Source organism: Methanoregula sp. (assembly GCF_023227875.1).
In the GTDB taxonomy this organism is placed as follows: Archaea; Halobacteriota; Methanomicrobia; order Methanomicrobiales; family Methanospirillaceae; genus Methanoregula.
In genome coordinates this window covers 199,761-222,427 of the sequence record NZ_JALOCH010000002.1, presented here as the reverse complement: position 1 = coordinate 222,427, position 22,667 = coordinate 199,761, and the positions used below count along the sequence as shown (strand labels likewise).

Sequence of the window (22,667 nt, the reverse complement as noted above, 5' to 3'; positions counted from 1 at the left end):
GATGAAAGAAGAATGAAGGCATAATACGGGTGATGCGGGGCATGACACAGGAAAAAATCGATATCTGCGGGAAGACCGGCCCGTACTGTCTCACGGTAGTGGAGAGAAAAGCAAAGGCTTTAAGGCAATCCGGAGAATTATTCATTACCTGCGATAATTTCCCCGCCGTTACGACCTCCATTCCCCGGATCGCACGGGAGGAAGGTCTCTCGATGGAGACCGTGAAATCCTCTGACGGCCACTGGGAGATCAGGCTGGCAAGAAAATAATCTGAATTCCCCATGGTCGTCCCATCATGACAACGCATTTTTTCCTCCTTTCCAGCCCCTTATCGATCGAGAGGCTCTCGTGGATCGAGGAATCCCTCAAGTTCTTCTTCGTCCAGCTCTATCCCGAAACCCTGATGCACCGGCCACAGGCCGGGAGCCCGGTCTTCTCGTTCCTTCTCACGGGCGATGCCCTCTACAGCCTTGAGGAGCCGGAGGCCCAGCAGGTCTGGGAAGTGATACTCTCCCTGACCTCGGTCCGGATCGTCTGCAACCGGCAGGAACTGGACCTCCGCGGGATCTCTGTCGAACGCCTCAGGATGAAATATCCCGACCAGGTGGTTGACCAGAATGGCCTGGATGCCGGCAACCAGCCCTCCTTCTGGAAGGATGTGATATCCCTGGTCCGGCAGAACCGTCCCCCCCTTCCCGATTCGTTCGGCTGGCTCCAGACCCGTTCCCCGTACATGCACCGCTCAGCATGGAACGCGGTCCAGTGCCTCTCGGCAGGGCTCGAAGCCCGCTTGTCACCGGAATTCTACGCGTATCTCGATGGTGTCCACACCGGCCATGCAACGCAGAGCCCAACGGAAGCAGAGAACATCGGGCGCGGGCTCGAGGAGCTCCACGACCGGGCCGGCAAACTGGGGCTCCCGAGTTATTTCCTTGCCTGTAACCGGAATGCCACGGCACGGGGCTACAGCACCTGGGACGATGGCCAGGGTGTGATCGTCTCCACCTGCACGATCAAGCCGTTCCGGATCCGGGACCTGAACGCGATGATCGACCGGTTCGAGCATTCCCACATCATCCTTGCAGACAATGCCGGGTCCGTCCAGTTCCCGAAGAAAGGGCCGGCGGTCTCCTTCGACCGTGCTGAGAAGAGCAGCACGGCACCCCCGGTCACGATCCTCGTAACCAGAAGCCCATACAGTACCGAACACGCCTTTGGTGCAGTCTCGCTCGCCGTTGCCTGCGCCCACCAGAGAATCCTGACCCGGGTGATCTTCATCGAGGACGGGGTCTATTCGGTTGCCGGCAGTCACAGGACCCCAAAGGAGTCCGTGCCGTTCAATATCCAGGACGTGATCAATGCGGTGGCCGGCAGCGAGAACCTCCACTTCTTTGTCCTGGTGCCGTCGCTCCTGAAGCGGGGCCTTTCAAAGAACAAGGACTTGAACGCCGTCCTCGACATCGGGTTCCCGGGCCTTGGCAAGATCCTGTTCTATCCTCCGGGCAACGTCCAGGCGGACCACCAGCGGGTGCTGGTGTTTTAGGGCAGGGGACGCGATTTCATTCCCGGAATTTCCTGTTTTTAAAAAAAGCCCCTGCTGAAAAAAATGATGCATTCACGATACGCCACCACCCTTTTACACACCGCGACCGAACATTATTCCCATGGAGCTGCACGATAAGACGGAGGAGTATGCATTCCTTGTCACGGCTGCAAAAGATCTCGGGGCAACCGATGCAAAGGTGATCCAGGCAAGAGATGTGGTGATCGAGAACCGGGTCCCGCTGAAGTGCCGGGCCGGGTGCATTGGTTACGGAAAGAAACTGACCTGCCCGCCGCACGTCCCGACCCCGGATGAGTTCCGGAAGATCCTCTCGGAATACCGGTACGCCCTCCTGGTAAAGTTCATCTCACCTGCAGTGGCCGATCCCGATGTGATCTGCTCGGTCTACAAGTACTGGCTCGACCCGGAAGCCCCGGCCGACAAGAAAGAGCAGGCCACACAGTTCTGGAAAGATCATTTCATCGGTACCGGTACGTTTGCCCCGATGATGCTCGAGCTCGAACGAACCGCGTTCAATGCCGGCAACCCGTTCGCTCTTGCGTTCATCAACGGCTCGTGCCGGCTCTGCGAGACCTGCAACGTGAAGGCAGGGATCTGTGTCCACCCGACCCAGGCCCGGATTCCCGAGCACGCGGTCGGCGTCAACATGGTGAAGACCGCGGAGAGAGCAGGGATGCCGGTCCGGTTCCCGGTCAAGGGACACCCGGAGCTCATGGCACTTTTGCTGATCGACTGAAATATGGGGGTCCCTCTGACCGATCACCAACCGGCCACGTAATCGTTGTGCAGTTGTGTGAACTCATCGGATTCCTAAAATAAATAAAAAATATACTCTATAGAAAACCTTTTTTTTTGAAATGACATCCCCCGCTCACCCTATTTGTACACCATGCGACCCCTCACCCCCACGGAGCCAGGACAATCCCATCATTCATCCCGTAAAACTGCACGAATCCAGCTCGGAAATGGGAGGGGGCCTGGGGGGGTCGGGCGGTGTACTTTGATATTTTATCGCCCGTGATCAACAGATCCGGGGAAAATTTCCGATGGTACTTTCCTGAATCACATCGGTTTGTTCGCACGGGAAGTACACCGCCCGACCCCCCCAACGAGTGCAACGTAAGCCCGGGAGCGTCAGCATCTCGAAATGTATTCTACAGTGTAAAAAATAGGATATGTAATTGTCGGGGGATGCGGAAACGACCCGTCTCCTCTCAGATTATAACGGAACGGATCTCACCCTTTTTTCTCGACAATTATTTTCCCTGCGATACAAATCACTTGGAAAAATTATCGTTTTTTAAAAATAAAATCAAAACCAATAAATAATTTTATAAAAAACTAAGAGGAAGGTGATCTCTTCTGCTAACCAAAAGTGACAGCATCCTGATAGCCCTCGGCTGTATCCTTGGCATACTTGCTACAATTATCATCCTCCCCATGGTCCAGGCCCCGTCTGCCAGCCCGGCCCTGGGTGTCCCTGCACCCACACCCGCAATAACCGAAAAGATCCCGGTCGTCTCCGGGATCGTGACGAGCATCGATCAGCTCGCAACCCGGGAGGATGTGATCGCGTACATCCGGTCGCACACGGGTACTCCCGTGGCAGGATCAACGGACACCTCCACACCCGTGCTGGTCCCGGCCGGGGCACGCACGTTCAGTTTTGAGGTGGACACCTCAACGTTCAAGCCGGATGAATACATCGTGATTGTCGAAGCCATAAAGGAGGAGGCAACGGGAACAGCACTCTTCAACATCCTTGCAGCTCCGTCCGTGGGATTTATGCCAACAACAATGCCCATGCCGATCGCAACACCGGCTACCCTGTCACCACAGGCTACAGGTACCGGGGGGTATTACATCACCATCAGCCCGATCGGGGACCGGATAATCGGTGACACGTTCAGCATCACGGGAGTAACCAATCTTCCTGCTGATGAGGAACTGCTGGTCCAGGTCTATTCGTCTTCGTTCAAACCGACCCAGAAGAGCCAGTCCGGAGAGTTCTCCGGCATGACCGGGACGATCAAGACGTCATCCTCCCCACCAGCGCCCGTCCATACGAACGCACCAGTCCTGACAGCAGTCCCGACCGCTGCCCAGACCGTGGCCGCTTCGGTTACCCGGGATTTTTCAAAAACCAACGTCCAGGTGAAGCAGGTCGATGAAGCGGACATCATCAAGACCGACGGGGAGAACATCTACGTTGTTTCGGGCAACTGCATGCACATCCTCAAGGCATACCCGGCAAAGGACGCAGAGATCCTCTCCACGCTCCGGTTCTCCGGCCAACCCAGAGACCTGTACATCAACGGCGATAACGTTGTCCTGATCGCCACGGACTACTGGACACGTCCCATTGTGGCGTGTGCCCCCGGTTCATGCAGCAGGTACCCCGGTTCCGTGCAGAGGACGCTTGTCTATGTCTTCTCGGTAAAAGATCCCGCAGCGCCGGTGCTGGTCCGGGAACTGGACATCGATGGTTCGTACACCAGTTCGCGGATGATCGGGACGCAGCTCTATTTCATCAGCAGCCTGCCAATTCCCTACCAGCCTGATGACCTCGAACTCCCTACGATCCATGACGACCATGGTGGCATCACCACACCGCCGGTGTACGCGTTCAACACCACCGACCAGGACTTCACCTTCTCCACCATCGGTTCGCTGGATATTGCCGCACTGGAGCCGGTCTCTGCAAAAACATTCATTGTCGGGACAACTGGCACCGTGTACGTGTCCCCGAAAAATCTCTATATCGCGATCCCTGACACGAGTAGATATGGTGTGATCGCCTCAACAACGATCTATTCCTTTGCGATCGACAACGGGAAGATCACGTACAAGGCAGGAGGGATCGTTGACGGCATGCTCCTCAACCAGTACTCGCTTGACGAGTATGATGGCAACCTCCGCGTGGCAACCACCATCGAAACCATGACGGGGCGATGGAGCACGTCATCGTCCAGTAAGATCACGGTGCTTGATGAGAAACTCAACACGCTCGGGATGTTGTCAAAAATCGCCCCCGGGGAGCGGATCTATGCGGCCCGGTTCATGGGCGACCGGCTCTATCTCGTCACGTTCCGCGAGACAGATCCCTTCTACGTGATCGGGCTCTCTAACCCGAACCGGCCGGTCATTCTCGGTGAACTGAAGATCCCCGGGTTCTCGAACTACCTGCACCCCTATGACGCGACCCATATCATTGGCGTCGGAAAGGACTCGCGGTCCGGGCCGGTCAAGATCGCACTCTTCAATGTCGCGGACGTGGACAACCCGGTACTTATTGACAGCGAATCACTTGGAGCGGCCAGCAGCGACTCACCGGTCCTGAGCGATCCGAAGGCATTCCTCTTTGACAAGGAGAAGAACCTTCTCGTACTGCCTCTCCACCTGACGGCAGAATATTCCTGCAATGCTCTCGGACAGGGGTGTTCCCAACCCCCTGCATGGGGTGGAGCATACGTGTACAGCATCAACCCGAAGACAGGTTTTATCGTGAAGGGCAAGGTGACGCACTACGACGGGTATTCCGGGGACATGGCCCCGGTGCGACGTGCGCTCTATATCGAGGACACGCTGTATACGATGTCGGACTCAAAGATCGTGATGAGCGATCTCGCAAAGTCGCTTGACCGGATCAATGAGATAAAAATCACGTAATTTTTTTGTTTTCATTCTGATGCGGTGACCGGGATCACGTGCACAGCAGTCGCCTTGAACGTTGCATACACCGAACTGCCGGGTTCAAGGTCCAGGTCGCGGCAGCTCTCGCGGGTGAGCAGGGCCGTGAGCGGGAATCCTGCATCAAGGATCACCCGTACCGTACTTCCTGAGGGGATAATCTCGGAAACGGTTCCGGGAAGACCGTTGCGGGCACTGGATTCGAACGGTGCCTTTGACAGGATAACATCCTCGGCGTGCAGGGTGGCAACAACATCCCCGACGATATCGGACGCAGCAAAGAATGCCGGGCCACGAGCAGGAGTGATCTTCGCAATTTTGCCGGCCATCACTGAATTCCCCCGGATAATGTTTCCGATGCCAAGGAACTCTGCAACAAAAGTATCAGCGGGATGGAGGAATACCTCAGAGGTTTCGCCAACCTGCACAATCCTCCCCTCCCGCATGATCGCAATCCTGTCGGCAAGGGCAAAGACATCATCGAAATGATGGGTGATCTGGACAATGGTAGTCCCGGTGAGTTTCCGGATCCGGGACAGTTCGCTCCGCATCCGTTCACGGGTCCTGCTGTCAAGGGCGCTCATCGGTTCATCGAGCAGCAGGATTGCCGGCCGGAGCACAAGCGCCCGGGCGAGGGCAACACGCTGCTGCTCCCCGCCGCTCAGGGTGCCCGGGTAGCGTCCGGCAAGATGGCCGATCTCAAGGAGCATGCACATCTCCTCCACGATTGCACGCTGTTCGTCCCGGGGGATGTTTTTCTGGCGTAACCCGAACGCAATATTTTCCTCAACGGTGAGATGAGGAAAGAGCATGTAGTCCTGGTACACCATCCCGGTATTCCGCTCGCGGGGTTCGAGTGCCGTGATCTCCCGGTCATCAAGGAAGATCTTTCCCGAATCCGGGGCGTGGATGCCGGCAATCGTTTCGAGAAGGATCGTTTTCCCCGCGCCGGTCGGGCCGAGGATGATGAAATATTCATCGGGTTTGACCTCAAGCGACACGTCCCGTACGGAGAACCCGCCCAGCGTGATGGAGAGGGAAACGATACTCAGCACTGACAGGTCACCCGCTAAAAGACATGCACGTCCCGGTCAAAGTATTCGACAGTACACAAGGCAACAAGCGATATCAGGATCAGGATTGTTGCAGCTGCCACGGCAAGGTCCACGTCACCGGTCGAGATGTTGAGGTAGAGGGCGATGGGCAGCGTCTCGGTCCTCATCGTTGTTGCACCGGCAAGCATCAGGACTGCCCCGAACTCCCCCATTGCCTTTGACCACGTGATGACCGTGCCGGCAAGGAGGCCGTGGCGGGCCATGGGGAGGGTGACCCTGAAGAATGCGCCGGTCTCGGTACACCCGAGTGTTTTTGCCACGTGCTCGAACCGCGGGTTGATGGCATCGAACGTGGACCGCATGATACGGATCATGTAGGGAAGGTTGACGAACACTTCCGCAACAATGATCCCAAGCGGGGTGAAGATCACGCCAAATCCGGCGTTGTCAAGCGCCTTCCCCCATGGGGTTGTGCCAAAAAAGAGGAGGAGGGCGATACCGGCAACCAGCGGCGGGAGTGTGAGGGGGAGGGTCAGGATGAGTGTTGCGATCTGTTTACCGGGAAACGTATACCGGGCAAGAGCGTATGCAACCGGAATAGCAACCGCGATGCAGACTAGGGTTGATGCCACGCTTGTTACGAGGCTGAGCAGGATCGCGAACTGGATCTCGGGACTTACGAGACTCCGGGCAAGGATGGGCAGTGGAGAATAGATGATGAGGCCGAGGAGTGTCCCGCTGATCACACAAAAAACAATGGCGGTCAGCGCGAGCGAGATTTTTTTCAATGGGCCACCTCCCGCCGCTACACGTGCTGCTGGTCTTTACTCATCCCCTGCCCGGCACGGGTGCTGGTCTCGCGGATCTGTTCGATGTGGCGGGGAGTCACCCATCCGGTAACGGCGTCCGGGAAACTGTCGAATGCCGGGATATAGGGTTTAATATCCAGGACGGGTGTGCCTTCAAGGAGGTCCAGCCCCCTGACCTGCAGGACCCCGTCCGTGACCTTCATCAATTCCACATATGAAATCCCAATCGGGTTGGGGCGGTTGAAATGCCGGCAGGCAAAGATGCCGTGTGGGGCCACATCGTCAATCAACGCCTGTTCGGTGAGTGCCCGCTGCGTGGCCCGGTCGAAACAGGAGAGGATGATGAGATGGGAGAACCCCTCGATACTCATCAGACCTTCCCGGTATTCCGGGAAGATCTCGATGGTCCCCTCCACTTGCGAGAAGGCGCTCTGGAACGGGGGGGCACCGGGCGTACTGAATGGCGAATGTGCAGTACCGATCGGCTTGAAATCCGTCATGGTTTCCGTCCGTTTTTACGGTTTGACCTCGGCATAGACCGGGTCCGGGTAGACCGGGAACCCGTGCTTTGCAAAGAACGCCTTGCCCTCGTCAGATGCAACAAAGGCAACAAACTTTGCCGCGGCATCGGAGTTCTCTGTAAAGGTTGTCACGCCGATTGGGGTGATCAGGACTTCGTTGTCGCTGATCGGGATCGTGATCATATCCATCGTATCCGGTTTGACATTGTCAAGGGTCAGGATTGCTGCATCTGCCTGTCCTGCATTCATAATAACGATAAGTTCATTGATAGTCGGTGTCCGGGTGACGACATTCTTCTCGACTGCTTCGGTGATGTTGAGCCTCTGGAACATCTTTGCCCCGGCTTTACCGATGGCCGTGGCAGATGTGTCCCCCAGTGCCACCTTCAGGCCGGGCTGTGCAAAGTCTGCAAGGGTCTTGATGTTTTTCGGGTTGCCTTTCTGGACAACGATGACCGGCACGTGGTAGGCAACGAGCTCGTAGGAATCCACGAGGCCCTGGGCCTTTGCGTTCTTGAACTCCACGGTCGAACCGGAGATGAAGACATCGCCCTTGTGCGTCAGGTTCATCTGCGAGACCAGCGTGCCTGCGCCGCCATAATTGTACTGGACATCAATCCCGTACTTCTGGGTGAATGCCTTCCCGATCTCCTCCATGGGGGATTTGAGTCCGGCGCCGGAGAAGACGAGGATACTCCCCTGTGATGAGGCGGGAGTTGTTATCGTAGCGGTGCCTGCGGATGTGCTGCCCGGTTGTGCAGATGTGCAGCCGGCACACGCAGCCGCGATGAACAGGATGACGAGTGCGATGCCGATGTAAACGGTTGTGAACTGGTTCAGGATTCGTGTCATAATTACCTTTTCCGAGGATTATGGATCGGTTCAGAGTTGATAAAAAAGTTTTGATTTACTTTTTAATTTGTTAAATAAAAATAATGATGCCATCAGATACTATTATACCGTAATATGGCTAAAAGAGCCATCAGGTGAAAATCATGAAGATTAGTGCACGAAACCAGATCGCGGGCACCGTCAAGTCCATCAAGAAGGGCCCGGTCAGCACCGAAGTCGTTATCGCAATTGCCGGAGGCCAGGAGATGGTCTCCTCCATTACCACCCATTCTGCAGAATCCCTGAAACTGCACGAGGGATCGAAGGTCTACGCAGTTGTCAAGGCCTCCGAAGTGATGGTAGCAGTCGATTAAAATCTCTTTTCTCTGACCGCCACCAGCGGAATTAAAACCGGGTCTGGAAGAGTGCGTCGAGATATTCTGATGGATATGCTCCGTTGTCCGGAGCGAACCATATCTCCGCCTCGCGGGCACCGACTATCAGGTTGATCTCCACGAGACCGTACTTATGGATGATGGCCCGCGTGCCGGAAGCCGTCTCGCGAGTGTACAGCTCCTGATCCCCCAGAAATGCCTGGATGTCCTCTTCGGTTACCGGGCGTGAGAGCCGGTATATCCGGCGCTCCCATCCGGGAAAGGGTGGTACCGGGTCCTGAAAAGATATTGCCATGGATAAAGAAGGTTTAGGAAGGTAGTACCTGATAATATGAACCGTTCGCGCAGCTCTTACACATCACGTCCCCATCAACAACGACGGTCCGGTTATCCATGACGATATCAGTCATCGTCATCAGCATACACAATGTAATAACACGCCGGGCACAGTCCCCCGGAAACGGGATGCAGGTCAGCCTGGTACATCGTATTGCATTCTGTGCAATACCGGATTTGCTGCCCGCTTTCGGTATATGATTCATTATCTGTCCGGGCTTTCGGTGGATGAGATTTCCTCCCTCGGCCGGATCCTTTTTTTATGGGCCTGCGCAAGTCCATTGTCCTGTCAATCCATTTAAAAATCGTTGTCAGAGAAAAATTTTGTGCAAAACCGGAACATACCAGTCCCGGTACCTCCTGTAACCATCAGCCGGTACCGGGTGAAAAAATCCTTTTGTGTGTGATGAGATGTTGAACTTCTCTTTGTTCTGCTGCTTTGATCGATGTTCCTGTTTCTGGCATTTCGACAACGCACATCGGTTGAGTCGGCGACAGGGTTTACTATCGTCAATGACATGGATTATTCCATGCTCCCCTGTGGGGGAATGCGTTATCATCAATCTGATCGGTTTCATGAATATAAAAATTTAATTAATTTGATTTACTTTTTGTAAGAAACAATTATTTTTTATTAACTTTGATTGCCGGCAAATTCTCCCAACCCTCCTGATGGCCCGGCGTACAGGTGCCTTCCCTGCATTCCGGGGCATATTCACCTGGCTTCAGTCACAGTCATCGTGCCGGTGCCCGCCCTGATCATGGCGGTGACCCCTCCCGGATCCCGGGACGTGCCCGGACCCCGGCTCGTCACGCGAGCGTTCCAGCACCGTCCCGTCCGAGCCGTGGACCCGGATGCCATCGATGAGCACGATCTTTCTTGCGCCGGACGGGTCTTCGATGGACACGGAGTCACCGGGCCGTATGGTGATATCCTTGAGTTTCTCCCGTTTCCCGTGCATCTGAATGTCCTCTATTTTGACGTGCGTGCCGAACGACTTGTTCAGCACCATCTGGACAACGCCCGAGTGAACCAGTTGCCGCATGCAGTTTGCCGGAAGGAAACGCATCCGGAACCCGACTACCGGTTCGTGCCGGACCGTCTCGGCCATACCTTCAAAGGCGATTTCGTGGTAGGCCCGGATATCGTGGACCACCCCGCTCTTCCGTGCAGCCACCGGCCCAACCGTGTGGCAGGCAAGGATCGCGGTCACCGGGTCCACCGATATCACCCGGAGCACATGCTGGACCGGGCAACTCGGTTCGACCGGCCTGCCCCGGAGAATATCTCCCGGCCGGATCTCCCACCGCTCAATAAGGTCTGCCCGGAACGGCTGGATGTAGCGCCGGGCCGACGGCTCTTTCGGGAAGGGCCTCACGACAAAATCGTAATCGAACCCGAGGATGTCCCGGCCCGTACGGGAGGGCATGGCCTGCACCGGGTCCGCACCGGCCTGCCGGGGATAGTACGGGCAGTCCGGGAGATCCTTTTTTCCCTGCCGGGCGAGGGTGAGAAAATCCCCACAGTTCGCGACCCCACAGGACCCGCAGTTCCGGCCGGGCGGTTCCCATACCATGCGGAGTCACTCTCCCCGGTACAGGTCGTCAGCACCGTCAAGGGTCTTTAAGATCCCGAAGTGGTGCTGCCACCCGATCTCTTTCTTCCCGGCACAGATCGTGCAGACCGCGAGGGGCGGCATGCCCTTGAGCACGATATCGTCCGCGCAAAGGATCTCCGGCATGTTCCGGATCGCCTTCAACAGATACCGGAGGCCGGTCCCATGCACGGCGTTGGTCTCGATGATATCGACCCGGGGGGCAACTTCCCGCACCCGTTCCCGGAACACCTCCTTTTCTGCCTGCGAGATCAGGTCGACTTTCGTAACAACCGCGATATCGGCAAGTGCGATCATCGGCGTCATCTTTAAGGGGCTGTTTGTCCCGCCAACCGCGGAGAGCACGACAATCCCGAGGGACTGGGTGGTGTACGGCGTGCAGCGGAGACAGAGACCGGCGCTCTCCACGATCAGGATGCCCGCACCAAGGTCCTCGGCCCACGCAATCGCGTCCCGGAGCACGAGGATCCCGGTGTGGTCGGGGCAGACATCCCCGGAGTAAACCTTCCGCGTGGGAATCTCAAACTCTTTTTTTAATTCCTCGTCCTCGAATGCCCGTACCACGTCGATCTTGAGGAAGGCGATGAACGATTCCCCGGCCAGCTGCCGGAGGATCTGGCGGACCACCGCCGTCTTCCCGGCGCTCGGCGGACCGGCAAAGATGAGCAGTTTCATTATGCGAACCCCCGCAGGGGGTGAGCACGAGAAGGAGCGATCTCCTTCGAGTTTGCGAACTCCGTTATGGAGCGAACACGAGAAGGAGCGATCTCCCTCATGGTACCGGCCCCCCATTATCGGTGAGCAGTTCGCCGGCCCGGATCCGTTCCCGCATATCAGAGAGAACGCGGTCCATGCCGGAGATCTGTCCAAGGATTTTTGTCTCGCACCCGTTCGGCTCAAGGATCTTCTCCACGGCACCGTTCCGCATAACGATACGGCGGTCCGAGAGCAGCGCAAGGACCGGATCGTGGGTGACAAAGATCACGGCTTTGTTGTTCTTTTTCAGGCTTGAGATCACGTTCTCCTTAAAGATGCCCCCGCTCTCCACTTCGTCGAGCAGGATGATAGGGGCGCTGCTCACGGTGATTGCATCGGCGATCAGGAGCGAACGCGTCTGGCCCCCGGAGAGCGAGGTCATGCGCATCGTGCCGGCAATCTTCTCCCCGGTGAACTCGTTTGCGAGCCGGATCGTCTCTGCCATACGGGAATTATCCGCAATCCTGCGGGCTTTGACGTGCATCTCTAAAAATTCCAGGACCGTGAGGTCGGCAAGGCACTTGGTATTCTGGGTGATCAGCGCAATCGGTTTTTTGGCCGGGTCCCGCACCATCTCGTCCGGGGGGACTTCCCCGTTGACAAGCACGGTCCGCCCGGTCACGGTATCGCCACTGGCAAAGACCTCGATGTCGTTGATGAACGCGGTCTTCCCGGAACCGGTGGGTCCCACGATCGAGATCATGTCACCTGCCCTGAGGGCAATCTCCTTAAACGATTCAGATCGCCCGTCCTTCGCCCTCCCGGGAAGGATGGTTATTGTCGTGATTGCAAAATGTTCCATAGCAGTCCACGTTTTTTCGGAATCTGTCCCCCACGTTCCGGCATCACATCTTCCTCCAGAGGAACAATCCTCCCCCGATAACCCCGACAACGACCATGGAATCAAAAAGCACCTCCGCAACTTTCGTCCCGAGTGGGGACGACCCGCCGGTATCCGTTGCTGTACTCTTCGGAGTGGGCGCAACAGTCTGCTCCGGATCCGCTTGCGAAGAATTTGTTTCATTTTTAGGAAGATCCGATGAGATCCAGCCTTCATCGCTATCAAGGGACGGCATGTCGAGGACACGGATATACTGCGATCGCAAAAGGAAGTACACCTTTCCGTCAGAAGTGGTCTGCGTCAGGTTCACAGAATAATTCCCGGCCGTGCGAAAGATGTACGAGGGGTTTTTTAATGTGCTTTCAGGTTGTCCGTCACCGGTAAAATCCCATGCCCATGAAGTGCTGTTGGGAATTTCGGAAAAGTCGTTGAACTGGATGGGAAATGGTGCAACCCCGGATGTTGCATTGGCCGTGAAATTTACCCGGTAGGTGATCCCCGTATGGGTATCAGTATATCCCGTAGATCCACTATCGTCAGAACTACCGCCGGATGAACCGCCGGATGAACCGCCGGATGAAGTGCCCGCGGCATTCCCCCCGGTTGAGTCTGTGACCGTAATCATGCCTGTCTGGGTCTTTGTTGTACTCAGGCCCTGCGTATTTGCCGTGCTGAGGGCAACCGTATAGGTACCTTCCTTGACGTACACATGCTGCGGGCTCTTCTCCGTTGATGTGCTGCCATCCCCAAAATCCCATGCCCAGGTCTTGACGGACTGGACCGTCGTATCGGTAAACTGCACGGTGAGGGGGGCAGCCCCTGAAGTTACATCCGCCTTGAAATCCGTGTCCGGGGCATGATATACCGGGGCGCTGCCCTCCACCGTGGGGAATTCCGATGCCCGGTCCTTGTACCCGGATCCCAGCACGGTATACCCGCTGCTCCCGGTCCCGACCAGCCGGTTTGCCCACGAGATACCCTTCCCCTGGGTGGTATTCTCGTTCCAGGCATAGGTGTTGAATGCGGCAACCGTATCCAGGTTCTCGATCGTATAATCGACCTTAATGGCGCCCTTATCCGTAAGGGCGGAAGTATCAATGTCGCCGTTGGCACCAAGCGGCCCGGCCCTGAGATCCACGAACATCAGCTTGAACGTATTGGTGGTGTCAGAGGTATCCTGCCCGTAATAGAGCGGGTAATCAGATGGCGCATTATTCCCGGCAGGTTTCCATGTCTGCGACCCGTACACGAAATCGGATCTGGTGAACGTCTGGTCAACGGCGCCGGATCTGTACGTTACCTGCGAGAGGGAGGGAGGGGTATCCTTTGCCCCGGTCGGGGTCCAGGAATATCCGCTGGAGGTTATGTGAATGGAAAAATCGCTGGGAATATTCCCTTTCACCGCAACGAGAAGGATTGCCTCATCCTGGTAGCCCCTCCCTCCCGTATCGGTAATATAGAATGTCCCGGACTGGCCCGTGGTCGTTGTGACATCGCCGTAATTTGTTACTGATGAGGAACTTGATGCGATGTGGAGCGCATTGAGACCTCCCCCAGATGTTTGATCGAACTTAAAATAGTATGCCCCGGTCCCCGCGTTTGCAAAGGCAAGGCTGGCGATATTGCTTTTTCCCGGGATGATGCCGAGTGCGGTGGCGCTGTCATCAGCCCCTGCCGGAGAGATACAGCATACGAACAGGAAAAAAACGAGAACAACCGGTACCCATACCTTCCTGTAATGAGATCCCGGTTCATGGTTGTTCATTTGAGTGTGCCTCGATTCTGTACCAGAGAGTGGTAAATTAATTATTATTAATTATTTCAACAAGGTAACTCTTTTTATTTTCAGAGTAAGTAAATATATTCATTATGATGCCGTTTTCCCAATCCGTGAGATCGATTGATCTGTCAGGCAGATTAACAGGGATACCATCCTTTAGGAACAGGAGATCGCTACGGAAGGTCACACGGAGATACCGGCTTCTCCGCATCGGGAACCCCGGAATTTTGTAATGCCAGGATAGACATTCCCGCACAAGACCGGGATGAACGTGCAGGATCACCCCGTACGAACCGTGAATGTGCGGTTTCGGCCGGACTGGCTCAGGGGTGTAGGTCCCACATCCTTTGCGAGCCGCGTGCCGGGGAATTGCCGAGGGTTGGGACGTGAGGAAAAACCAATGAAATTGTTTGTGATACTCGTCCTCATCGCTCTTTTTGGCATATCCTCTGTCTCCGCAGCGGAAGTCGCCCTTTCGATACCGCAGAGCGAGTATTACGTCCTTGCGGGCGAGGAGGCCACAATTCCCCTCTCCCTTGGAAGTACGTATAATCATGACGTCACCGGAACCCTTGAACTGGCAATGACCCCGGTACATGCCGGGACCGCCGGTTCCCGTGGTGCGAGCATGCAGACCCGGACTTTTTCGGCATTCACTGAACAGCGTACCGTTTCACTCCCTGTCGGGAAATCGGATACGCCGGCAGAGTACCTGCTTACGGTCACATTCAGGTACCAGGAAGGCGGGATGAGGATGTCGACGCTTGGGGGGATTGTCATCCATTTTATCACCCGCATGGAGGACGTTCCTGCAAACCAGGAACCCGTAGCCGGGACGGATACCGTGGATGTTGCGGGGGCGGTGTCTCCTGCAGGGTCCACCACCTCAGAAAACCCGGTGACTACAAGCGCGGCTGCGGCACTCCAGAACAGCCAGATGACACAGGATACCACTGCCCTGCAAAACCAGATCGCCCGGGAAAGCAACCAGACCGTGGATGCAGAGACTGAACTGCTGGGATATATCAATGCAGATCCCCTCGTGGAGTCTCTGGATGATTCCCTGACCCGGGTCGGGTTCACTCGCCAAAACCCCAAGGTGATCCCGGTTTCGAACCGGTCCGGCAGTTTTTTGCTGACCTATTCGTCAGGGACGATGACCGCGGTGATCAAAGGAACCCTCCGTGAAACCCGTGTCATGTTTGCAGAAGAATCCTCCACTGTTCCTGTTCCCCTGCCGGTTGCGCTGACAGACAACACCACGTACCGGGAATACGGGAGCAGGATTGCAGAAACCGGGTTTACCCTCAACCAGAGCCGGATCAACGTCACGACCTCTGAAGAGACGGTGGATCTCACCTATTCAGGTTACGGAAACAGGCTTCTTCATATGAATGCGGTACTTCAGAACGGGACCGTTATCTCCGTTGTGGGGGATGACCCGGCGGATCCCTTCGCAACGCTGGTTCCGGTTGTTGGCATTTCCTTTGTACTTCTCATATCAGCCGCAATCTGGTATCTTGCCCGTATCCACCCGACAGATCGTGTTGCTCCAAACGATACCGTGTGCGAGCCGGACCCCCCGATCCGTCCCCGGGAGATCGCAGCCCGTCTCCTTGATGAAGCCGAGCGGGATGCCACCCACGGTATCTGGCCGGAAGCATACCGTAAGACCGGCCGGGCCCTGCGGATCGTTCTCTCTCACGAGATCAGTGACGGCGATGAACTGACAACCGGGGAACTGGAGCATCTTATCAACTCCCCCGCAATACAGCAGGACGATCTCCGGTGGGTTCTTAACCGGTGCCTGACGGTAGGATTTGCAAGAGAGATCCCGGAACCCGGTGAATTCCAGGATATTATCAGGTGTACCCGCAGGCTGCTTGACAGCGATTTTAGCGGTACTGCGAACACCGGTTCCGGGAGATGAGTGTTAGTCAATCTGAAAAAATGAACATAGAAAAAAGTTAAACAAAACTATAATCTGCTTTCTTTCACCAATGTACAACGAGTTGATCCAGACGATCTATATCAGCATTGACGATACCGACACCCTCACGGGTCCCCGGGGGACCGGGAAACTGGCGCGAATGATTGCAGACACCGTTGTTAAGGAGTACCCGGTCTTCGGGGTCACCCGGCACCAGCTGTACGTGCATCCCGATATTCCCTACACCTCGCACAACAGCAACGCTGTCATCCATGTACAGGCTGAAGGAGAAGAGGCAATGGATCATTTATTTGAAATGGCTGAAGAGGTCATGCTCGGGGATTTCCTGGAGGGCAGCGATCCCGGCCTGGCCGTTGCCTCAAGCGACCAGATCGCGTCCCCGCTCATCGTCTACGGCCAGGATGCAAAATGTTCCATCCTCACACAGGACCGGGCCCGCACGCTTGCAAAGAACCTCCACATCCGGCTCAAAGGTCTCGGGGGCACCGAAGATGGCGTGATCGGCTGCATGGCCGGTCTCGGGCTTGCCCTCTCAAAAAATGACGGGCGTTTTCTCCAGAAAGGGAATATCCGGAATATCCTGAGTTCCTGCACCGTGGAACGATTGTTCGAAGAAGGCATTGACGTTGTCTGTTCCCTTGACGGTACAGAGTATACCACCGGTACCGTATACTTCCGTCCTGAAAAACCACCCCGGCCCTGTCCGGTCTGCGGGAAGTCCGTGATTTTTGTAAAGGAAGAGACTGACCGGTTAATGGAAGACAAGCGGGATTAACGATGGATTTTCGTGCCCGGGTAGGACTTGCGTGCGTACTGCTCGGCTGTTTCCTCGGAGGAATGGTTGTGCTGGACCAATCCGGAGAGGTCCTCTTCCCCCCGGGATCCCTAGAGATAACACCGGGAACCCTTATCGATCAGGTCTTTTCAAAAGCCGGGTTCCAGTACGGCCCGCAGATCTGGCGACCCGGTTACGATCCCCTGGGAATAGAACCCGGGCAAGGTGTCATCGACAACGAGACCTGGTACCTGATGTTCATCGACCTGAACGCAACACCTGTCAGCGGCGATCCCAATGTGAAAAAGCTCGGGTCCGTCCGGATCACCTATAATGTTTCCGACCTCTCCGGCCGTGCCGCGTTTCATACCTACGGCCTGACCACCGGCACCGTCCCGACACGCACGAACCGCCAGACAGGATACAACCATTGCGGGTTTGTTGTTGTTGGTGATGCCCCCGCTGGCTCGTCCATGCCGGCGGCAACGTCACTCTCACTCTCCCCTACACACCAGTACCGGGTCGCCGTCTCGAACAACCAGCAGGCAGACTATGCCGGCATGACCGCCACAACCCGGACCTTCACTTTTACCCAGCCAGGTAGCGGCCAGGGCGCCCTTCATATTACCTCAAGTCTTGCAAAACCCCGGGGTGAAGTCGTGGAGACTCCGGAGTTGAACGGGACGTTCTTTGTAACTGCAACAGGTAATGATCCGGGCAACAACCTGATCCTTCTCCTTGCCGTGGATCGTCCGCAACCGGATGGGTTTTCCCTCCGGGTCCGGACAGAATTCGTGAGGACGAGCTGAAATGGCGATCAAGAAACCGTATTTTTCCCTGCAGGAGATCGCCCTCCTCTCGCTCTGCGCTGCGCTCATCGTTGTCCTGAACACCACGTTCACCCTGCCGTTGAAGATCCCCGGGCATACGGGCATCTACTGGGTGGTACCGGTCATCATCGGTGTCGGGATCGTGAAAAAACCGGGTGCAGGCACGTTTATCGGGCTCATTTCGGGCATCCTCGCCACACTCTTCGGGCTCAATACCCTCCACATCTTCAACCTCTTCATCTACCTCGCGCTGGGGGGCATCATCGATATTCTGGGATTCCTCTTCTTCTACCGGCTCGATCATCCGGCAGCAGGGTTCATTGCCGGGGCTGCGGGCAATCTTGCAAAGATGGTGGTGAATTTTTCCCTCCAGACATTCCTCGGGATCCCGGCAGCGTTTATCGTTATCGGGATTGGCACGGCATCCATTACCCATTTTATCTTCGGGGGTGTGGGGGGACTGGTTGCAGCCCTGGTGCTTGCCCGTCTCCTGAAAGCCGGGGTGATCACACGTGATAAAACATGATCCGGCGGTCCTGGTCCGCGATCTCTCGTTCCGGTACCCCGCAACCCTTTCCGGTAGGAACATAACAGCGCTCCGGCATGTCAGTCTCACGATCCGGCCGGGGGAATTTGTGGTCATCACAGGTCCAAGCGGGTCCGGCAAATCCACCCTTGGCCGGTGCCTGAACGGGCTCATCCCCCACGCAACCCGCGGGACGATGGAGGGAGAGGTGATCGTGCAGGGAATGAATACCCGGGATGTCGATGTCCCGGCATTTGCCCGGCATGTCGGGATAGTCTTCCAGGATCCCGGGTACCAGCTGGTGACCGGGGATGTTGAGAGCGAGATTGCGTTCGGGCTTGAGGCCCTGAATTTTCCGGAGGCAGAGATCGGTTCGCGCATCGATGAAATTGCCGGCCTCATGCATATCACCCCTCTCCTGGGCCGCCCGACGAGCGAGCTGTCGTGGGGGGAACGGCAGCGCGTGGCGATCGCGTCTGTCCTTGCGGTCCGGCCATCGGTTATTGTTATGGACGAACCATTTTCCGGTATTGATGCATCGGCTGTACAGGCACTTACCGGATTCCTTCTCAACATGAAAACCCGGGCCGGGACAACCATTATTGTTCTTGAACACCGCACAGCATCCCTGCTGCCCCTTGCAGATCGCATGGTTATGATGCGTGACGGAGAGATCGTATCGGATACACCGCAGGGTCGGTGTGGTCCTATCCCGGACATCCCGGACCACCGTAATTCTCCAGACAGTACAGACCAGCAATCCGGTATCATGGGCTCTTCTGTTGCCCCGTGTCGCGGGGGAAATGCCGGTTCTTCCGGCACCGGCCGGGGGTTGCACCCAACACTCTCATTGCGGGAGGTGACGTACCGGTATCCCGGGGCACGCACACCGGCCCTTATCTCGATCACGCTCGATCTCTACCCGGGGGAGGTGACGATCATCGCAGGGGCAAACGGATCCGGAAAGACCACGCTCCTCCAGCACTGCAACGGCCTCCTCACTCCGGACCATGGCAGTGTTCTTCTCGGGTCCGAACCGCTTGCAAGAAAGACCGTTGCAGAGACCGCACGGACCGTCGGGCTTCTCGGCCAACATGCGGATTACCAGATATTTGAGAGCACCATTTCCGGTGAGCTGGCATTCGGCCCCCGTAATCTCGGGAGAATGGACGAGGAAATTGAGCAGGTACTAAAAAAGACCCGTTGTGTATGTTCTCTCAGTCATATCGATCCCTCAACTCCGCCCCTCGGCCTCTCGGGAGGGGAAAAACAGCGGGTGGCGGTCGCCGGCATACTTGCGATGGAAACGCCGGTGGTTATCCTGGATGAACCTACATTCGGTCTCGACCCTGGCCTGAAACATTCGTTTGCGGAACTTTTCCGCAGGCTGTGTTCCGCAGGAAAGACGGTTATTGTTGCCACCCATGACGGGGAGTTCGGGCGTGCGTGCGGCGACCGGTTCATCCGCATCTCTGCCGGGCGTATTGAATCTGATGTGCGAGAGGCACGGGGTTCCTGCTGCCTTCCCCCCAGGGACGGAGATCCTTTTGGAGGTGCCCGGTCGGATGAATCCTGACAGGCAGCCCACGGCAGGGACAGGCACCACGAAAAAGGCCCGGAGACTGATGCTCTTCCGGTACCATCCGGGAACCTCGTTCCTGCACCGTCTCGACCCCCGCACAAAACTCCTGACGCTCCTTACCGTAAGCGCATCGGCGCTCCTGTTCAGTTCGCTCCCGATGCTGGTCATGATCGTTCTCTTCGAGCTGGCACTTGCCTGCATGTCCCGGATCACAACGCGGTTCCTCCGGGCCCTCACTCTGGTCTCCCCCATCTTTGTTCTCGTGATCGTACTGGACAGTCTCTTCTCAAAGGTATCGTCCGGCCCGGTCTGGTTCTCCGCACAGATCGGTTTCCTCCATCCCGAAGTCACGACCGGGGGACTACTCTTTGCGGTTGCAATGGGGCTTCGGCTGCTTGCACTTTTTGGGATCTCGATCATCTTCATCATGACCACTTCGCCCGATGATTTTGTGAGAAGCCTTCGGCAGATGGGACTGCCCCCCATTCTCACGTTCTCACTGGGATATGCCCTCAAGTCGACAACAGCCCTTACCGGGGACACCCGGCAGATCATGGATGCACAGCGGTCCCGGGGTCTTGAACTGGACCGGGGGAGCCTGATTAAAAACCCGGGCAAACTTGCGGCGCTCTTCATCCCGGTCACGGTCTCCCTCCTGAAACGCTCAGGTCATACCGCCGATGCAATGCAGGCCCGGGGGTTCAACCAGTCAATAGCCCCGTCCTGCTACAGGCAACAAAAGTTCGGCCGGAGGGATGTGGTGATGGGGATTGTACTTCTTGCTCTCGTGCTGATCCTGGTGTTGATACCATTGATACCCGGGGGATACTGATGTCCTGGCGGCATTCTCCCGGATTAACCGGTATCAGCGGTCCTCTGAATCCAGCCTCATGGCCTCCTGCCGGAAGTATCTCCGGTACGCGGATTCCGGGATATGGTACCGTAACTCCGGGTGGTGATTTTTACCTTGAAGAATAGCCTCCTGACCGAGCGGCAAAAGGAAGTTTTACGGTATCGTAAAAAGGGCCTGACCCTCCAGCAGATTGCAGATATCCTTGGCACTTCAAAACCGGACATCTTCATACTAGAGAAGAGGGCACTGGAAAATATCCGGCGTGCCAGGGCCTCCCTGGATTCTCTCTGGACCCTCAGTACAACGCCAATCTGCACGATGAAGGCAGGTTCCGACCTGTTTGACGCGATCTTTCTTTTCTATGCAGAAGCGGCAAAGAGAGCGATCAAATTACCTGAAGACCCGATTGAGCTGATCAACCGCTTGCGTTCCGAGAACCCGGAACGGATCCATGGCCGGTATGTTAAAGTGGATATTGCGCTATATCTCCGGGAAGATGGGGAGGTCTGTTCCGGATAATCCTCCGCACCATTTACGAGAATGTTCTGTCATGGTGCAAAAAAATTATACCAAATTTCGTTCCCGCTTGCGCCTCCGACTGGTTCGGAGAACCAGGAGGACGAGAAGAACGCATCAGCGTTCTTCGAAGAATCCTGATGGATTCTTCTCGTTTCTCGGGTTTGACACCCCTCGAAACTTCGAATTCCGACCCGTCATCAGGCGGGGAGGACGAGAAGAACGCATCAGCGTTCTTCGAAGAATCCTGATGGATTCTTCTCGTTTCTCGGGTTTGACACCCCTCGAAACTTCGAATTCCGACCCGTCATCAGACGGGGAGGACGAGAAGAACGCATCAGCGTTCTTCGAAGAATCCTGATGGATTCTTCTCGTTTCTCGGGTTTGACACCCCTCGAAACTTCGAATTCCGACCCGTCATCAGACGGGGAGGACGAGAAGAACGCATCAGCGTTCTTCGAAGAATCCTGATGGATTCTTCTCGTTTCTCGGGTTTGATAACCCTCGAAATGCTGAAGATTTAAAAAAATGTTTTAAACCAGGTTTCCTTCGCGCTTGAGCTGCATATCCACGTGGGCCTCAACATATTCGCCGTCAAACTGGATGATGTACTTCCCGGCATCCCGCACGACAATTGTTTTTTCCGTGCAGGTCCCGTACTCTGTGCCGAACCCGTCCTGTGAGATCTTCCCTCCTGAGTTGCGATCGTATACCGTGACGGTAAAGACCGCCAGGGGTGATGCGTACGTTGTATTCACCACTTCATCAATCGTCCCTGCTTTCTTTGCAGACGCAGTCTGGTTTTTTACCAGTACGTGGTCATCCGTGATCATCGGGATTACCTGGTATTTGATCATGAGCGGGGGTTCTTTCACATCGAATGCCACGGCGGTCGGAGCTTCCCCGTGGTAGTAGGAGAGATTGCCCGAGTAGATGAATGCGTACGTGTCATCCTGCTGCGTCATGGTGGGAGCGGCAAATGTCCGGTATGTCGGATGGTCATCAGCACTCTCTATCGGCGTGACAACCTCGATGTAACTCACTACCGGGACCGGGGTAGCTGTTGTCGGCACAAAGATGGCAGGACTGGATGAAGTCCCTTCAGGAACCTCATTTATGGATGAATTCTTGGCGAGTATCCCGTCCTGGGGTGTTCCGGATGCAGCGTTTCCTGATTTAAAAATGAGGGAGAAGAGCGATGGTCCCCCGATAAAAAATACGTTGACAAGATCGACCACCAGAATAATCCCGATGATGAATACGATAATGATCGGCAGACGATCATGCAGCTTTGGATCCATTGATTGATTTTTCACCTCTGGTTATTTATCATTTTATATTTACTTTCAAAATTGTCAAGATTAAACAATTAACGTGATCCCCGACCATCAAGGATGGCTTCCGGTTCAGGATACCCTGCATAAAAACCGGAGAAGATCT

At 55.9% G+C, this 22,667-nt stretch carries 22 protein-coding genes; 12 read left to right on the top strand and 10 right to left on the bottom strand.

Annotated elements, in window-relative coordinates; genetic code table 11:
* Window positions 1-41 precede the first annotated feature (41 nt).
* The 4 genes from M0R30_RS03460 (at window position 42) to M0R30_RS03445 (ending at window position 5,233) form a co-directional block, all read left to right on the top strand.
* On the top strand, window positions 42-269 hold the full coding sequence (locus M0R30_RS03460; RefSeq protein ID WP_292543360.1) for a sulfurtransferase TusA family protein: 228 nt from the start codon (window positions 42-44) through the stop codon (window positions 267-269).
* Between the two features lie 26 nt (window positions 270-295).
* A complete protein-coding gene (locus M0R30_RS03455; RefSeq protein WP_292543357.1) occupies window positions 296-1,543 on the top strand; it encodes a DsrE family protein in 1,248 nt (415 codons plus the stop codon).
* A 121-nt stretch (window positions 1,544-1,664) separates the two neighbouring features.
* Window positions 1,665-2,300, top strand: coding sequence for a DUF2284 domain-containing protein (locus M0R30_RS03450; protein ID WP_292543354.1), 636 nt, complete (start codon window positions 1,665-1,667; stop codon window positions 2,298-2,300).
* Between the two features lie 704 nt (window positions 2,301-3,004).
* On the top strand, window positions 3,005-5,233 hold the full coding sequence (locus M0R30_RS03445) for a beta-propeller domain-containing protein (RefSeq protein WP_292543352.1): 2,229 nt from the start codon (window positions 3,005-3,007) through the stop codon (window positions 5,231-5,233).
* 11 nt (window positions 5,234-5,244) lie between these two features.
* Here the strand turns inward: M0R30_RS03445 and M0R30_RS03440 are convergent, their stop codons facing one another.
* The 4 genes from M0R30_RS03440 to modA are packed head-to-tail and all read right to left on the bottom strand — an operon-like array spanning window position 5,245 to window position 8,491.
* Window positions 5,245-6,309, bottom strand: a complete 1,065-nt coding sequence (locus M0R30_RS03440; protein ID WP_292543349.1) for an ABC transporter ATP-binding protein — start codon at window positions 6,307-6,309, stop codon at window positions 5,245-5,247.
* 14 nt (window positions 6,310-6,323) lie between these two features.
* Window positions 6,324-7,097, bottom strand: coding sequence for an ABC transporter permease (locus tag M0R30_RS03435; RefSeq protein ID WP_292543347.1), 774 nt, complete (start codon window positions 7,095-7,097; stop codon window positions 6,324-6,326).
* A 17-nt stretch (window positions 7,098-7,114) separates the two neighbouring features.
* Window positions 7,115-7,618 carry a tRNA (N6-threonylcarbamoyladenosine(37)-N6)-methyltransferase TrmO gene (gene tsaA, locus M0R30_RS03430; RefSeq protein WP_292543345.1) on the bottom strand — a complete coding sequence of 168 codons (504 nt, stop codon included), beginning with the start codon at window positions 7,616-7,618 and terminating at the stop codon, window positions 7,115-7,117.
* Window positions 7,619-7,633: 15 nt separating this feature from the next.
* Entirely contained in the window at window positions 7,634-8,491 is an 858-nt protein-coding gene (gene modA / locus M0R30_RS03425; RefSeq protein ID WP_292543342.1) for a molybdate ABC transporter substrate-binding protein, read from the bottom strand.
* A 143-nt stretch (window positions 8,492-8,634) separates the two neighbouring features.
* Between modA and M0R30_RS03420 the strand changes: the two genes are divergently transcribed.
* Window positions 8,635-8,844 (top strand): TOBE domain-containing protein, encoded by a 210-nt coding sequence (locus tag M0R30_RS03420; protein WP_292543340.1) that lies wholly within the window; start codon window positions 8,635-8,637, stop codon window positions 8,842-8,844.
* A gap of 31 nt (window positions 8,845-8,875) precedes the next feature.
* Here the strand turns inward: M0R30_RS03420 and M0R30_RS03415 are convergent, their stop codons facing one another.
* The 5 genes from M0R30_RS03415 to M0R30_RS03395 form a co-directional block, all read right to left on the bottom strand.
* Window positions 8,876-9,160: a hypothetical protein gene (locus M0R30_RS03415; RefSeq protein ID WP_292543337.1), complete on the bottom strand. Its 285-nt coding sequence runs from the start codon at window positions 9,158-9,160 to the stop codon at window positions 8,876-8,878.
* Window positions 9,161-9,926: 766 nt separating this feature from the next.
* Complete coding sequence (locus M0R30_RS03410) at window positions 9,927-10,778, bottom strand: (Fe-S)-binding protein (RefSeq protein ID WP_292543335.1); 852 nt, start codon at window positions 10,776-10,778, stop codon at window positions 9,927-9,929.
* 6 nt (window positions 10,779-10,784) lie between these two features.
* Window positions 10,785-11,492 carry a GTP-binding protein gene (locus M0R30_RS03405; protein WP_292543332.1) on the bottom strand — a complete coding sequence of 236 codons (708 nt, stop codon included), beginning with the start codon at window positions 11,490-11,492 and terminating at the stop codon, window positions 10,785-10,787.
* 97 nt (window positions 11,493-11,589) lie between these two features.
* Window positions 11,590-12,375 carry an ATP-binding cassette domain-containing protein gene (locus M0R30_RS03400; protein ID WP_292543330.1) on the bottom strand — a complete coding sequence of 262 codons (786 nt, stop codon included), beginning with the start codon at window positions 12,373-12,375 and terminating at the stop codon, window positions 11,590-11,592.
* Window positions 12,376-12,418: 43 nt separating this feature from the next.
* Window positions 12,419-14,179 (bottom strand): PKD domain-containing protein, encoded by a 1,761-nt coding sequence (locus M0R30_RS03395; protein ID WP_292543328.1) that lies wholly within the window; start codon window positions 14,177-14,179, stop codon window positions 12,419-12,421.
* Window positions 14,180-14,594: 415 nt separating this feature from the next.
* On the opposite strand from M0R30_RS03395, the gene M0R30_RS03390 reads away from it, so the two are divergent.
* The 7 genes from M0R30_RS03390 (at window position 14,595) to M0R30_RS03360 (ending at window position 21,230) form a co-directional block, all read left to right on the top strand.
* Window positions 14,595-16,124 (top strand): hypothetical protein, encoded by a 1,530-nt coding sequence (locus tag M0R30_RS03390; protein ID WP_292543326.1) that lies wholly within the window; start codon window positions 14,595-14,597, stop codon window positions 16,122-16,124.
* A 70-nt stretch (window positions 16,125-16,194) separates the two neighbouring features.
* Window positions 16,195-16,920 (top strand): ABC transporter substrate-binding protein, encoded by a 726-nt coding sequence (locus M0R30_RS03385; RefSeq protein WP_292543324.1) that lies wholly within the window; start codon window positions 16,195-16,197, stop codon window positions 16,918-16,920.
* 2 nt (window positions 16,921-16,922) lie between these two features.
* The gene (locus M0R30_RS03380; RefSeq protein ID WP_292543321.1) at window positions 16,923-17,729 is read left to right on the top strand and encodes a hypothetical protein; all 807 of its coding nucleotides are present in this window, start codon (window positions 16,923-16,925) and stop codon (window positions 17,727-17,729) included.
* Between the two features lies 1 nt (window position 17,730).
* Window positions 17,731-18,276 (top strand): ECF transporter S component, encoded by a 546-nt coding sequence (locus M0R30_RS03375; protein WP_292543318.1) that lies wholly within the window; start codon window positions 17,731-17,733, stop codon window positions 18,274-18,276.
* Window positions 18,263-19,852, top strand: a complete 1,590-nt coding sequence (locus tag M0R30_RS03370; protein ID WP_292543314.1) for an ABC transporter ATP-binding protein — start codon at window positions 18,263-18,265, stop codon at window positions 19,850-19,852. Before M0R30_RS03375 ends, M0R30_RS03370 begins: the two co-directional genes overlap by 14 nt.
* Window positions 19,842-20,690, top strand: a complete 849-nt coding sequence (locus tag M0R30_RS03365) for an energy-coupling factor transporter transmembrane component T (protein WP_292543312.1) — start codon at window positions 19,842-19,844, stop codon at window positions 20,688-20,690. Before M0R30_RS03370 ends, M0R30_RS03365 begins: the two co-directional genes overlap by 11 nt.
* A 135-nt stretch (window positions 20,691-20,825) precedes the next feature.
* Window positions 20,826-21,230 carry a Tfx family DNA-binding protein gene (locus M0R30_RS03360; RefSeq protein ID WP_292543310.1) on the top strand — a complete coding sequence of 135 codons (405 nt, stop codon included), beginning with the start codon at window positions 20,826-20,828 and terminating at the stop codon, window positions 21,228-21,230.
* A 530-nt stretch (window positions 21,231-21,760) separates the two neighbouring features.
* Here the strand turns inward: M0R30_RS03360 and M0R30_RS03355 are convergent.
* The gene (locus M0R30_RS03355) at window positions 21,761-22,528 is read right to left on the bottom strand and encodes a hypothetical protein (RefSeq protein ID WP_292543308.1); all 768 of its coding nucleotides are present in this window, start codon (window positions 22,526-22,528) and stop codon (window positions 21,761-21,763) included.
* Window positions 22,529-22,667 lie beyond the last annotated feature (139 nt).